This window comes from Cohnella sp. GCM10027633 (genome assembly GCF_042675445.1).
Classification (GTDB): Bacteria; Bacillota; Bacilli; order Paenibacillales; family Paenibacillaceae; genus Cohnella.
The window spans coordinates 334,198-347,892 of record NZ_JBHTGV010000005.1 but is presented as its reverse complement, the minus strand read 5'-3'; the positions used below and the strand labels follow the sequence as shown (position 1 = coordinate 347,892).

The following is a 13,695-nucleotide window of genomic DNA, read 5'->3' as shown; positions in this document are numbered from 1 at the left end:
TACTCTACTTTGTTTCCATCGTACGATGATTCGACTTTTCGCGCAATCGGACTTTAGGCATCCCGGCTCGCGAGCAGCTCCTTCGCCTCTTCATGGTCCGGCTCCAGCTCGACCAACCGGCGCAGATATTCCCAAGCCTCGTCTTCCAGCTCCAGCTCGAAGCAGCAGATGGCCAGACAATAGTAGACTGTCGATACGACGTCGTCGGGGTCTCGCCGAACCGAGATCTCGAGCATCCGCTTCGACGGCCCGTACAAGTCCATCTCGAACAGCACCAGCCCCGCGTCGAGCGCCAGATCGTAGCGTTGCTGCTCCATGACGTAATACGAGGACCACATCCGCTCGATGCCGAAGAGCAGATCCTCCTTCTCCTCGTCGTTCGCATCCGGGATCAGAACGGAGATTCGCTTCGCGGCATGGGCGAAGAACTCCGCATCGTAGCCTCCGAGCCTCCAGAAGCTGAGCAGCTGTTGAATTCCCATCGATTCGATCCGCTTGTCCGCCCATTCCTTCAAGCTGAAGAACTCGTCCGGTCCGAAGCGCTCGATGCTTCGGAGGTACGCTAGCCTCGTCTGCGCGTACTCCGCCGGCCGCCGCGCATGGATGATGCAGCCGACGTTCAGGTTCTTATAGTGCTGCTTAGGGAAGAGCGCCAGCGCGCCTTGGCTCTCGTAATGGTACTGGAACGCTTGGTAGTTGGCCGTCAGCGAGAAGCTGCCGTGCATAACCAGCTCCGGAGGCTCCGAGAACTTCCAATAGTCCAGCAGGTGATCGCCCTTGTCCGCCGTAAGCAAGAGGAAGCCTTCCCGCGACAGTCGGTTCAACCGTTCGAGACAGTCGAGTCCCGCGACGGGGAACAGCACGTGGGAATCCTCTAATTGCTCCTGATACATCGCGATAAGATCGCGGTACGGATACGTCCGCCGTTCGTATTCCGGCGCGTGCCTGTGCTCGTAACGAAGAGAGATCGCGCCCAGTAGCTGCGTCGTCGTCATCGTCTCCCGATGCTCGGGATAGTCGACGAACACGTCCGCTTCGTGCACCCGTCCGTCGCCGATGTAGAGCAATTCCTGAGGGATGGTGCAGAAGAAATAATTGGCGACGACGATAAGAGGCTGCCTTGACGCCCCCTCGCCGATCGTCTCCCCCGAGACGACGAGATTCAGCTCCGTATCCCGAACGGCATCGAAGCGCGCGAAATCCAGCAATCCTTCCGCGATGAAACGCTGCAGCGCGGGATGCTCTTGCCAGGCGGCGATGTTGCTCGTCGGCAAGTCCGTCATGACGTAACGGAAGGCGGGCACAGGAATCCCCGCGAAGTCTCTGAGCCGGCATAGCTCATGCAGCACATGGAACGCGAGGCGGCCCGCTCCCGCGCCTATTTCCACGATCGTTACGGGATCCTCGCCGTGCCCCCGGCTCGCCCGGTCTTGCAGAAACCCGAAGATCATGTCCGCATACGCGTTCGCGATGATCGGATTGCTCGTAATATATTGAGGAACTTGGTCGTTTCTCCACGCCTTCGTTCCTTGTTCTTCGTAATATTGCCGCTGCAGCTCCCAGATCGGCGCCTCGGTGAAGCGGTATCGTTGCTCGTTCGTTGCCGTCATTGTCGGTATCCTACTCCCTATTGAATCGATCGTCCGTTCTTTCCGTCCTGCCATAGATCGCGCGGAATTCATCCTCGAGCATGGACATCGTGATCATGTCGTGATATCGACCGTCCATGTACAAGGCGTCTCGCTCGACTCCTTCTCTCTTGAACCCGATTTTCTCGTACACGCGAATCGCCCTCGGGTTGAACGCATACACGCCCAAGTGAATCCGATGCAGTCCCCTCGTCTCGAAGCCGTGCCGAAGCATATGAATCATCGCCTTCGTGCCGTAGCCTTGCCCCCGGTGCCGGTTTCCCTGGATGCCGATGCGGATGTTGGCGCTCCGGTTGATCGGATCGATCTCGTTCAGCACGACCTCGCCGAGCAGCTCTCCCGTCTCCCTGTGCTCGATCACCCAATCCGCGCGCTCTTCGCTCTCGGTTCCGATTGTTCGAAGCCAGGCTTCGATCCTCTCCCGCGTGAACGGCTGTTGCGAGCCCGTCAGCCGGTTCATCTCCTCGTCCGACAGATAGGCGAGATAGGCTTCCAGATCGCTCTCCTTCGCATAGCGAAGCGCGATCGCTCCGTCCTCGACGAGCGCGTCGTCTAATCGTTCGTTCATTCGCCCTTCCCCATTCTAAGTTGTCTGTCATGATTTGCTCCCAGTGTAGCACATCTCTGCCGCCTAGCTCCAAACCTTCCGGGGAGGAAAATGAAAACGTCATGTCGAAAAATGTAGCATTGCATCGTAATAAGGAGTGTACGCATGATCCGTCTTCCTCGCGCGCGAACGGCCCGCGTGAAATTCCACCTCGTTCTTAGCGGCCTCTTGGCCGTCTCCCTGCTCGGCTCGTCCGCCATCCTCATCGGCGCGGCCATGAACAAACAGAACCGGACCCTGACCGATACGACGCTGCAGTCCAACTTCGAAGGCGCGCGCAACCTGAACATCTCGATCAACGCGCTGAAGGACGTCATGTTCCGCGAGCTCGGCTCTACGGCGCGCTTCCTCGGGGAGCAAGCCGGCGCGGACGGACCGTCTCCCGAATGGGCGGTCATGCTGCTGGGCGGCGCCGGCTTGTTCAACCAAGCGGTTCTCGTCGACGGCAGCGGCAATGTGCGCGCCTTCTCGGGACCCGGAGGCAACGCTCCCGGACCGTCGATAGCCGAAGAGGCGATGCGGCGCGCCCTTCGTTCTCCCGAGCCGCTATTCTCGGAGCCGTTCCAGAGCCCGAACGGGCATCGGACGATTCTAGTCTCCTTCCCGTTTGGTCCCCGTGGTCAACCTCCGCGAGGCTTCTTCGGAGGACTGATCGACCTGGAGACGAGGAACGTCTTCAGCGAGCTGTTCGAGCACGCGATCAAGAGCCGCAAAGGAACGTTCGCCTATATCGTCGATCCGACCGGCGCCCCGCTCCTGATCCCCGACGAGTCGCGCCGCGACGAGCTCGTACCCGCGGAAGTCATACGCGAGACGTTCGCGGGCGGAGAACTGCGGCACCTTGCGCTCGAAGACGCTTCGGGCAGAACCGAGCTTGTCGGCTATATCCGGCATCCAGATCTGGGATGGGGCGTCGCGTTCCAGTCTCCGGCTGCCCGCGTGGACGAGGCGATGAGGGAGATGCTCCGGACGCAGCTCGTCTGGATCGTTCCGTTCATCGCCGCGTTGCTGCTCTTCAGCTTATGGACGGCCCGGAAGCTCGCCGCTCCGTTCGCCGCGTTGACGGCTATGGCCCGACGGGCAGAGAGAGGAGAACGGATCGGCGAGGCGCCGTTCGAGAAGCATTGGAACTACGAAGCCCATCATCTCGCGATCGCGGTGTCGAACGCCATGCGAGGCTTGCAGAACGAAACCGAGCGAATGACGGAGCAAGCGCTGACGGACTCGCTCACGGGACTCGCGAATCGAGCCGGTCTCGATCGTTGGTTAGGCGAGGAAGATCGCGCGAAGGAAGGGTATGCGCTGCTCGTCATCGACATCGATCATTTCAAGCGGGTGAACGACATCCACGGCCACCAGCTCGGCGACGAAACGCTGAAGCTGCTTGCCGACGCGCTGCGACTGCAAGCGGATAGCGAAGCGCTCCTATGCCGGGTAGGCGGCGAGGAATTCATCGCCCTGCTGCCGGCGACTGACGAACGCGCGGCCAGAGATTGGGGAGAGCGCGTTCGCAAGCGGATGGAGACGACCGTCGGCCCGATCGGACAACCGATTACCGTCTCGATCGGTGCGGCTTGCTGTCCCGCGAATGGGAACGGCTATGACGTAACGTTCGCGCAGGCGGATCGGGCGCTGTACGAAGCGAAGCGCGCCGGCCGCAACCGGACGGTCGTCGCCGGCGACGACGCGCGGGCGGTATAACGGCCTGCCGCGCTAAGGCCGCAGCTTGCCCGTCGCCCGCTTGATGACGGTCACGGCGACGATCAGGAGCATCGGAGCGGTGAAAGCGACGTTGTCGAGCAACGGCCAGATGACGCCGACGGCTTCGATGAAGTTCGTCTCGTTGTCGTACATCGTCCATGACAGCAACATGCATACGAACGCGATCGGCATGACGAGCAGCTTGTCGTTCTTCAGCTTCGCCCAGCTCGACAGCGCCCTCGAGGCGACGTACAGCACGATCGTCGCCTTGGTGTAGGAGACGATGATCAGGCTTAATCCGATGACCGACTCGACGCGTTCGATCACCTCCTGGATATAGATCAGCCTGGCCAGCTGGTAGATGGAATACTTGAGCTGCCCGGCCAGCGGCCCTTCCGCCATGATCGTGCAAGCGATGCAGACCATGAGCATGAACCCGTTCACCAGCATTGCCGCGTACATCGGCTTCGGTAACGCCTTGCGGTCCCGATCGCGAACGTATTGGAGCAGCATGGCGAATAGCGTCGCTTCCGCGAACGGGAATCCGTAAGAGATGTACGTTCCGTGCAGAATCGGCTTGATGCCGTCGGGCATGATCGGCAGCAGAAACTCGGGGTGATAGTTCGGAGCAGCCATGAAGAGGATAACGATCACGAATAGCAGCGCGAAGACGGTGAGCAGCAGGAACATGCGGACCATGACCTCGATGCCGCCGCGCGCCGTAACCGCCGCCAGGAAGAAGAAGAGCGCGCGGATGGCGTCCGTGTTCGTCTCCTTCAGCATCGTGCTGCTGAAGAACGTGCCGATATCGATGACGATCAGGGCGAGCATATACAGGACGGCGCAGAGATAAGGGATGGCGATAACGAACATGAGCGCCTTGCCTAGCGTCTTCTCTCCGTACTGCATGAAGTCGAGATCGGGATACAAGCGATGCATGTACAGCATGCAAGCGACCAGCGGCAATCCGAGGGCGCAGGAAATCGCGATGGAAATCCACGCGCCGCTCCCTGCCGCCCCGGCCAACGGAGACGGTATGTTAATCATGGCCGACCCGGAACCATAGGCGAGGAAGAGCATCGACATCTGCATCGCGCTGACTGTTTCCTTTTGTTTCATATCCCGTCTCCTTTCCTCGGCATACTTGCCCCGCTCCGCTCCTTCTTAGGCCGGCTTCCGAACCGATTCGACGATCTGCTTCGCCGCGTCCTTGAACAGGAGCTGAATGAAGTCGTTCAGATTCGGCCAATCCGCGTCCGTCGCGTACAGAATGCCGAGATAGACCGAGATGCCGAGCAGGACGGCGCAGACGACGCGGTCTCGCGCCGCTCCGGCCCGCCAATCGCCCGCGTTGACCCACAGCATGATCGCCCCGAGCGCGAGCATGCATCCGATTCTAAGGAACATGCGGCCCAACCTCCCTTTGCCCTTGCCATGAGCGGCCTAACGGCTCGAGAACGGCTTCCCGATGGACATTCCCGTACTAATGATGTCGACCTTCACGCTCGTCTCGACGCGGGCGCTCGCGAAGATCGCGTCCCATTGCGGCTTCAGTTCCTTCCACCGACGGGGACTGCGGCGGTAGATGCGGTCCCCGATGCCGATCGCGTCGGCTCGCCGGCGCTGCAGCTCCGCGATAATGTCTCTTACGTTCGCGTCGACCGACTCCTCGATGCGCGACCGGAACGCCTTCTCCTCCTCCGGCGTCGCGATCGACGAGCACCGAAGCTCGTTCGTAGACAGCGTCATCTCGATGCGCGTCCGAATCGTGAGCTCGTCGCCTTGGAGAACCGGCGTTAGCTTCGAATGGAGACGCAGCACTTCGAACGATTCCCTGCCGGGACGCTCGTCCGACGACCCTTCTCCCCGCGGGTCCCCGCAAGGCGCATCGACGACTCCGTTCTCGAACTCGTCCAGCAGCATGATCAACGCGCGCGTGCGCGCTGAGGAGAGAACGCCCCCGGCGAGCTTGCCTCCCTTCAACAGCGCGACGCCCGACACGGCTACTTCGTTCGTGCCCGGGAGACGGTACAAGTACGGCAACGTCGCGATCCCCGTCTGGCTTTTCAGCTCGATCGCGAGCTCCAACAACCTCGTTCGAATCGTCTTCGCGGAGTAGCTGACGCTCATCTCTTCGATTCGCTTCAATTGTTGGCCGATCGTGTTCTCGATATAAGGCTTCACGGCCAAGTAATCGCCGGCCCTCCCTTGGGTGAGCAACAACGGAACGGTCGTACGCGGCTCGTGGTCGCGGTAGAAAAATTCGAGCATCTCCCCGACGTCCTTCCTGCGGGCGACTTCTTCCCCGATCAGAATGACCCTCATATGGTCCCACTTCGCCTTGCGGCCGAACAACAGCGGGATGTCCCGGACCGCTTCGAACAGCGTCGGCGCTTCCGTCCGGATCCGGATCCCGTTCTTCTTGTCCGGCTTCGTCCCCTGCTCTCCGTTGCCCGAAGGGTTGTAGAACAACGTCGTTATCGCGACCTGGCCGTCGTCCAAGAGATCGATCGCGATCGCCTGCGTGAAGCCGTAAGCCGTCAATTCCGCCTTGTCGCACCCCGCGCAAGAGATAACCGCGACCAATACGACGACGATCAACGCGTGCCGAGTCATCTGATCCTGCCCTTTCCCGAGGCGGAGGCCCGTCCGTGCCGGTGACGGTTGCGCGGGGCATGCGTCAGCAGCTTCCGGGGAACGACGACGAGAATATCGCGGAGACGGCGGACGTCCAGCGGCTCGACCGAGGATAAGTACGGTTGCCCGAGCGACCGCTGGCAGGTCAGGTGCAGCATCATGAGCAGCAATCCGATCATGATGCCGAGACCTCCGAGCGATGCCGCTAGCAGCATGAGAGGGAACCGGAGTATGCGAAGCGCGATGCCCATGTTGTATTGAGGAAGCGCGAACGAAGCGATGCCGGTAAGCGCGACGACGATGACCATGACCGGGGATGCGATCTTCGCTTGTATCGCCGCTTGACCGATGACGAGCGCGCCGACGATGCTGACGGCGGAACCGATCGGCCTTGGCATGCGGATGCCGGCTTCGCGAAGTACCTCGAAGAAGAATTCCATCAGCAGCGCTTCGGCGAACGCGGGGAAGGGAATGCCTTCCCTCGTATCGAGAATCGCCAGCAGCAATACGGTCGGAATCAATTCCGAATGGAACGTGGTCATGGCGATATACGAGCTCGGCAGCAGAAGCGCGATGAAGAAGGCTCCGACACGCAGCAAGCGGATCAACGAGGAGAACAAGGGCCGATGATAATAGTCCTCGCTGGCAGAGAAATATTCGAAGAACAAGCCGGGACAGATCATCAGCGTCGGCGTTCCGTGCACCATGACGACGATCTTGCCGTCCAGCAGCGCCGCCACGCATACGTCGGGCCGCTCCGTGTACCGCACCTGCGGGAACGGCGAATACTTCGCCTCGCCGATCCACTCCTCCAGGTAGGACGTCTCCAGAATCTCTTCCTCGCCGACGTCCGCGATTCTGCGCTTGAATTCCTCGAGCGTCTCGGGGTTGACCGCCCCTTCGAGGTACCCGTACGCGACGTCGCGGCGGCTCTCCCGGCCGGTAACGAACGTCTCGAGCTTGAAGTTCGGAGACTTCAATAAGCTGCGCAACAAGCCGATATTCTTGTCCAACTCTTCGACCGAGCTCATGCGCGGTCCTTGCACGACCGGCTCCGTGATCGACTCGCTCACTTCGCGCATCGTTACGTTCATCGCGTTATAGCTCAGCACGCGGTCCCACCCGCTGAAGAAGATCACGATCGCGCCGTCGAGAATATCGTGAACCGCATCCTCGTAATGGTCCAGCACGGTCGCCGACTGCGCCGAGACGCCGTTGCGCCCGAAGAAGTCAATGACGTCTTCCGGCGACAGCGTCTCCCCGCGTCCGACCTCGCGATCGACCAAGTCCTGGAGCGATTCTTTCATATAATTGCACTTCTTCTCTTGAATCAGCGTGCTGAAGTAGACGGAGAACGCACCGTAGGCAAGGTCGGGTCCGTAGCGCCAGTCGAGAATGACAAGATCCTCGCAACGGTCGAACGCATCCGCGATCTTCCCCCGGCTCGTCGCCAGATCCGGCGAGATCGGCTCTCCGTCGGCGCCCCGTTCTCGGTTGCCCAGGCCGGTGCCGGGAGCTGCACGGCCCGATCTTCCGACCCTTCCGCCGTTCCGTTGTCGTGACATGCACTCCGCCTCCGTTGGTTAATACTGGTCGCAACCCGTATTGTTTCCAACGGTATCCTCTGCCATGCAAGCGGATCGTCCGAGCCCGCTCGCTACAAGTCGACTCCGACCGTCGACTGGGCGAGCGCCGGCGTATCGGTGATGATGCCGTCGATCGGAAACTTCAGCACTTCCTTCAGATCGTGCGGACCGTTGACGGTCCACACCCACACCTCGCGGCCGGCCGCGTGGGCCCGGTCCAGCAGTTGCTCGGTGACCATAATCTGTTCGATCGTATAGAAGTCCACGTCAAGCGCGGTTAAATTGCCAAGCGCGAAATACATGATTTGCCCGATGCGCACGTCGGGGGAGAGCTGCCGGATGAGCCGGAGCAGGCTGCCGTCGAACGACTGGATGTAGACTTCCTCTTCCATCCCGTAGGCATGGATTAACCGGAGCGTCTCCCGGACGAGTTGCTCGCCAGGACCGTACGGCTTCAGGTCGATCAGTAGCTTAATGCGCCCTTTGGCCTCGGCCAACGCTTCCTCCAGCGTCGCGACGGGTACCGGCGTGCCGTCCTCCAGCCGACCGATCGTCAGCTCTCTCGTCTGCGCGTAAGTCAGATCGGCCGCTCGGGCGTTAAAGCCCGACATTCGCCTTAAGGTCGCATCGTGGTTGAGCACCGCCACGCCGTCCTTCGTCAGTTGCACGTCGATCTCCACGGAATGTATGCCTTTGTCGATCGCGCCGAGGATGGCGGGCAGAGAATTCTCCGGCCCGCTCTCCGCGTCGCCTCTATGGGCCGAGATGAGCACGCTCCACTTCGCGTAGACCAGATTGTCGCTCGCCTTGAAACCGACGAATAACGCCAGTCCCGCATAGATAGCCGCGACCGCCGCGAAGAGCGACCGCTTGCGCCCGTATCGCTTCACGGCGTCCGCCAGACGATTCTCCCATCTCCCGACGAAGCTGCCGGACGTCTTCAACCGATCTCTCGGCAACGTCCCTCTTTCCCGTTCGAACGCGTAGAACAACCGGGTCAGCAGGATGATGTTGACCGGCATGATCGTCAGCGTCAGCATATACGTCAGCATCGTGGACAGCGTAAGCGAATAATGCTCCGTGAACGCCTTGAGCACGTTGGAATCGATCCAATACGGCAGGAACGACAGCGACGAGAGCGCCGCGAAGCCCGTGCCGATGACGAGCGCGTTCGTCAGGAACAACGTCGCGAGCACCCTCGTCCGCTTGCCGCGCGTCAACGCGTAGCTGCTGCGGACGGCTTCGCCGATCGTTTTCCCGTCCAACACGATGTAATGAAGAACGAATATCCACCGCAGCACGAGGTACAGCGCCCCCAGCAACAGCACCAAGTAGACGGCGGTCATGACGAGCGATAGCCCCTCGACGTTGCGGCGAAGGAAGATCGGCACGTTGAACAGCGCGTAGAACGATTCCGACAGAGGAGAATCGACGAACGGAATGAGCACGAGCAGCAGCACGAACAGCTGGACGACGCCGAACCCCAGCAGCCGAGGCGTCCGGCGGAGCGCGGTCAGCAAGGCGTCCGCGATCGCGATTCCCTTGCCGAAGTACCGTTGCTGCACGACGATGATCAGCACGCTCAGCTCGATGAACACCGCCAGCGAAGCGACCATGCCGATCGCCGCCAGGCCGAGCATGCCCCGCCAGTCCAAGCCGAGCGACATGATCTCGTCGTTCATGAGCGCGCCGGAGCCGACGACCGTCAGCACCCGGTTGAATATCAGCGTAATAATCGGAATAATGACGACGCTCGTCAGCAGCATGAACAGATATTCGAAGAGCAACAGCTTCGGGTAGGCGGCACGGAAGTCCCGCAAGCTTCTATTGATCCATCTCAGCATGGTTTTCCGTCCTTTCTACCGGCCGCTCTCGGTTATGTTTTATTAAAAATACACGATAGACGCGGGCAATGCCAGTATGAAAAAACCGGTACCGTCGCGCGTTGCGCGGACGATACCGGCCGAATGGCTTATCTATACATTGCGTCGGATGTACGAGTCTAGTCGCTTCAGCAGCACGATCGCTTCCGCCCGCGTCGTCAGCGCCGCAGGAGCAAACTTATTGCCGTTGCCGCCTTGCAGCAGCCCGTTTCCGCGTCCGGCTTCGATTAGCGGCTTCGCCCATGCGGCAATTCCCTCGTCGTCGGCGAATGCCGTACGCTCGGCTGCGGACGGGGTCAACTTCGCGGCTCTCGCGATCATGACGGCTGCCTCGGTACGTCCGATGCTGCCGTTCGGACGGAAGCTGCCATCCGGATAGCCGCCGACGACGCCCGCTTGCACGGCTCCCGCGATCGCTTCGGCAGCCCATTCCGGAATCGTGCCGGCATCCGAGAAGGTCAGCGCTTGACCGTTCGTCCATCCGAGAAGGCGACCGAGCATAACGGCGAACTCCGCCCTCGTGACCGTTCGGTTAGGAGCGAACGTGCCGTCGGGATAGCCGTCGACCCATCCTCTCGCCACGCCGTCACGGATGTCTTGCTCCGCCCAATGACCCACGATATCGGACAGTTCGGCTTGCGCCGGCAAGACGGCGAACAACGTGAAGTGATCCGTCTCCCCTGCGATCGTATTACCGGAGGACTTGCTCTTGATCGCAATCCAGCGGTCGGCCGCTTCGTCGTAATAATAGAGGGACGAATCCGAGATCAAAGTGTCCTTTACTTGAATTTCCAATCGCAACGGCACCCCGAACTTGCCGGGCACGCTCTTCGTCAGCTCGAACGCATCCGCCAGCAGCATCTGCCCGCCGGCGAGCCGGCTCTCCGCTTCCTTCGTCGCGCGCTTGATCGTAATCGTCATCGATTCGGTAATCGCGCCGGCCGGAACGATCAGAACCATGCCGTCCAGCTCGAGCTTGTACTCCCGACCTGGAACGAGGAAGAACGACTCGCGATCGGGGTCCGGCGTCGGCACCCACGTCGAAGGAATTTGGATATTCGAGATCACAATCGTCTCTACTCGGGTGTTGCCCGCGGCATCGGCAGCGAATACGGTGTACGTCGCGTTCTTATCGACGCTGAACGTGCCGATTGCCGGCACGTCGGCGCCGAGCGCCGGATCGGCGAAGTCGCTTGCCGCGCGGGCGCCTTCCGCCCACCTAAGCTCGGCAAGCACGTTCCCGATGCCCGCGTCGTAGACGGACGCCGTGACGCTAATATCCACGCGAGCTTGTCCGGCACCCTTCGGATTGTAGTCGAGCGCGAGCGTCGGCGGCTGCGTCACGATATTGGCGATCGTGACCGTCTCGACCTTCGCGTTGGCTGCTTCATCTACCGCGTATACCGTGTAGGTGCCGTTCGTCGCGACGTGGAAGCTCCGCGAGACGAGCACGTCAGTACCGAGTGCCGGATCCGCGGCGAAGTCCGCCGCGGCAAGCAAGCCCGTTGCCCATTTCAGGGCGGTCAGCGAGTTACCGCCCGCTTCGTTGTTCGCCGAAGCCGTGATGCTGACGTCTACGCCGGCGTTCGTCACGCCGGTCGGCGATCGACCGAGGGAGATCGTCGGCAAGTCGGAGACGATGTTGGCGATCGTAATCGCCTCGACCGTCGCGTTCCCCGCTTCGTCGGTGGCATACACCGTATAGGCTCCGTTATCGTCCGCTTGGAACGTGCCGCCGGAGACGGCCGTGCCCGCGCTCGCGAAGTAAGATGCGGGATGCGTGCCTGCCGCCCACTTCAACGCGACGATATTGCTGTCCGTACCGTTCGCCGTTACCGTAACGGTCACCGGATCATTCGTCGGCGCCGTCGTCGAAGGCGTCAGTCCGATCGTCGGCGCGTTGCCTTCCACGATGATTCCGGTCAAGCTCGGAGAAACAGGTAGCGTCAACGGGACGTTGTCTCCCAGGGCCGTGATCGACGCCGGCGAGTCGGCGACGATGGCTAAGTCTACCGCTAAGCCGTTCGTATCCAAGTCTCCTGCTCGTACCGTGTAGACGAATTGTAGACGCTCCGGATGCCCCGGCGCTTTCCCTATATATGTCGCGTTAACGGTCGCGCTGCCTACGGTGATCGGCAGTACGGGAGTTCCCGTTACGTCGACGGAATGCGAGTATTCGACCGTGAACATCAGCTTGTCTTCGATTCCGTATGTTCCGTTCGCCGGCACGTCTACGTCGATCGCCTCCGGAGTAGGAACCTCAATGTTCAGCTTATAGAGACCTTTCGCCGCGTTGCCCGGTCCCGTCACCCGGATCTCGACCGGATTCGCGCCGAGACCGAGATCGACGACACCGCCTGCCGTCGCGCCAGTGTATGCGATCGTCGCTCCGGCGCTCGCGACGCTTGCGGCGATGCTCGCTTGCGCGATAGGGGCGCTAAGCGCAGCTTCGTATTCACCCGCTCCCGCATCGAAGAGTTTGTCCAGTGGGACAGGATTGCCCGACGCAGTTACGGACAATCCGCTGAGTGATGCGCGAACAAAGCTCGCGTAAGGCATCGGATAAGTTGTACCTTCGATCATGCCCCAATCATTGCCGGGTCCGAACGTCCAGTTCGTATACATCGTCGGTATCAACATATCCGAGGTAGACATGCCTTCTCCGCCGGCAGATGTTGATTGTCCGCTTTCATCTATATCCCAGAAGGAATCGGTAATTATAGGGCTATTATTCGCAGTTCCTATTAAACCGCCGGAATGTCCGGCGGTACCTGTTACATGAGCAGCCGAATAGGATTCGTCTAACGTGGACGTACTATCGCTTAGAAGCCCGACCATTCCTCCGACTCTCATGCCACCTTGTACCGTACCATTCACCGCAACTCTCGAAATGTCGGAATCGATAGCAGTGCCGGTCAAGCCGCCTACACGAAGATCACCCTTGACATTGACATCTGACAAGGCAAGATCACTTATTTTCGCATTCTCGACTACGCCGAACAATCCTGTGTCGGGATCTGTTCTATCGATCTTTAAATTGCCGATCGTATGGCCGTCACCGTCGAATTCGCCTTTAAATGGCAGTCCTGCCGTACCGATCGGCGTCCAGCCCACACCGGACAAATCGATGTCGGCCGTAAGCTTATACGAATCCGTTAAATCGTAGCCTTCCGTCGTGTCCCCGATCTTCGCCAGCTGCGCGGCGCTCGAGATTTCGTGAGGATACGCCGTCGTGCCGCCCTCGCGATAGACGTTGAGCGTGTATGTCGCGTTCAAGCCGTCCGGCGCAATCACTTTGATCGGAATGATATTAGGCCCCGGATCGAGTGAGACCGCCGCCACGGGGCTGCCTGTGTTGTCGACCTCCACCGAGGAAGGACCCGTCACCGCCGCGCCGACGTTTATCTCGTTGGTCTTATACGGGACATGCGCCGAATAAACGCCATAGTTCGGAGCAAAAGCCCGATTAAGCGGCAAGGAGGAGTAGGTCGCATCGGTTACGGAAAGCCCGGCCAGCGTCACGAGTTCGTATTGCGTCCGGTGCAACGGGTAAGTACTCCCCTCGATGATCCCCCATGTCGACGTGAAATCCCATCCCGCGTACGTCTCTACGCTTTTCATCTGGGCGGTCG

General features: G+C 60.5%; 9 protein-coding genes. 1 reads left to right on the top strand and 8 read right to left on the bottom strand.

Annotation, left to right across the window (positions count from 1 at the left end; genetic code table 11):
• Positions 1 to 53: 53 nt before the first annotated feature.
• Together ACFQZG_RS15070 and ACFQZG_RS15065 are read right to left on the bottom strand one after the other, a co-directional pair.
• Positions 54 to 1,610, bottom strand: a complete 1,557-nt coding sequence (locus ACFQZG_RS15070) for a tetratricopeptide repeat protein (protein ID WP_378153874.1) — start codon at positions 1,608 to 1,610, stop codon at positions 54 to 56.
• A 10-nt stretch (positions 1,611 to 1,620) separates the two neighbouring features.
• Positions 1,621 to 2,217, bottom strand: coding sequence for a GNAT family N-acetyltransferase (locus ACFQZG_RS15065; RefSeq protein WP_378153872.1), 597 nt, complete (start codon positions 2,215 to 2,217; stop codon positions 1,621 to 1,623).
• Positions 2,218 to 2,361: 144 nt separating this feature from the next.
• On the opposite strand from ACFQZG_RS15065, the gene ACFQZG_RS15060 reads away from it, so the two are divergent.
• The gene (locus ACFQZG_RS15060; protein WP_378153870.1) at positions 2,362 to 3,957 is read left to right on the top strand and encodes a diguanylate cyclase domain-containing protein; all 1,596 of its coding nucleotides are present in this window, start codon (positions 2,362 to 2,364) and stop codon (positions 3,955 to 3,957) included.
• A gap of 12 nt (positions 3,958 to 3,969) precedes the next feature.
• On the opposite strand, the gene ACFQZG_RS15055 is transcribed toward ACFQZG_RS15060, so the two are convergent.
• The 6 genes from ACFQZG_RS15055 to ACFQZG_RS15030 form a co-directional block, all read right to left on the bottom strand.
• The gene (locus ACFQZG_RS15055; RefSeq protein ID WP_378153868.1) at positions 3,970 to 5,076 is read right to left on the bottom strand and encodes a GerAB/ArcD/ProY family transporter; all 1,107 of its coding nucleotides are present in this window, start codon (positions 5,074 to 5,076) and stop codon (positions 3,970 to 3,972) included.
• 45 nt (positions 5,077 to 5,121) lie between these two features.
• Positions 5,122 to 5,364, bottom strand: coding sequence for a hypothetical protein (locus ACFQZG_RS15050; RefSeq protein WP_378153866.1), 243 nt, complete (start codon positions 5,362 to 5,364; stop codon positions 5,122 to 5,124).
• A 36-nt stretch (positions 5,365 to 5,400) separates the two neighbouring features.
• A complete protein-coding gene (locus tag ACFQZG_RS15045) occupies positions 5,401 to 6,573 on the bottom strand; it encodes a Ger(x)C family spore germination protein (RefSeq protein WP_378153864.1) in 1,173 nt (390 codons plus the stop codon).
• Entirely contained in the window at positions 6,570 to 8,159 is a 1,590-nt protein-coding gene (locus tag ACFQZG_RS15040; RefSeq protein ID WP_378153862.1) for a spore germination protein, read from the bottom strand. The genes ACFQZG_RS15045 and ACFQZG_RS15040 overlap by 4 nt, the downstream gene beginning before the upstream one ends.
• Before the next feature lie 92 nt (positions 8,160 to 8,251).
• A complete protein-coding gene (locus tag ACFQZG_RS15035) occupies positions 8,252 to 10,024 on the bottom strand; it encodes a glycerophosphoryl diester phosphodiesterase membrane domain-containing protein (protein ID WP_378153860.1) in 1,773 nt (590 codons plus the stop codon).
• 132 nt (positions 10,025 to 10,156) lie between these two features.
• Positions 10,157 to 13,684, bottom strand: coding sequence for an S-layer homology domain-containing protein (locus ACFQZG_RS15030; RefSeq protein ID WP_378154072.1), 3,528 nt, complete (start codon positions 13,682 to 13,684; stop codon positions 10,157 to 10,159).
• Between the last annotated feature and the right edge of the window lie 11 nt (positions 13,685 to 13,695).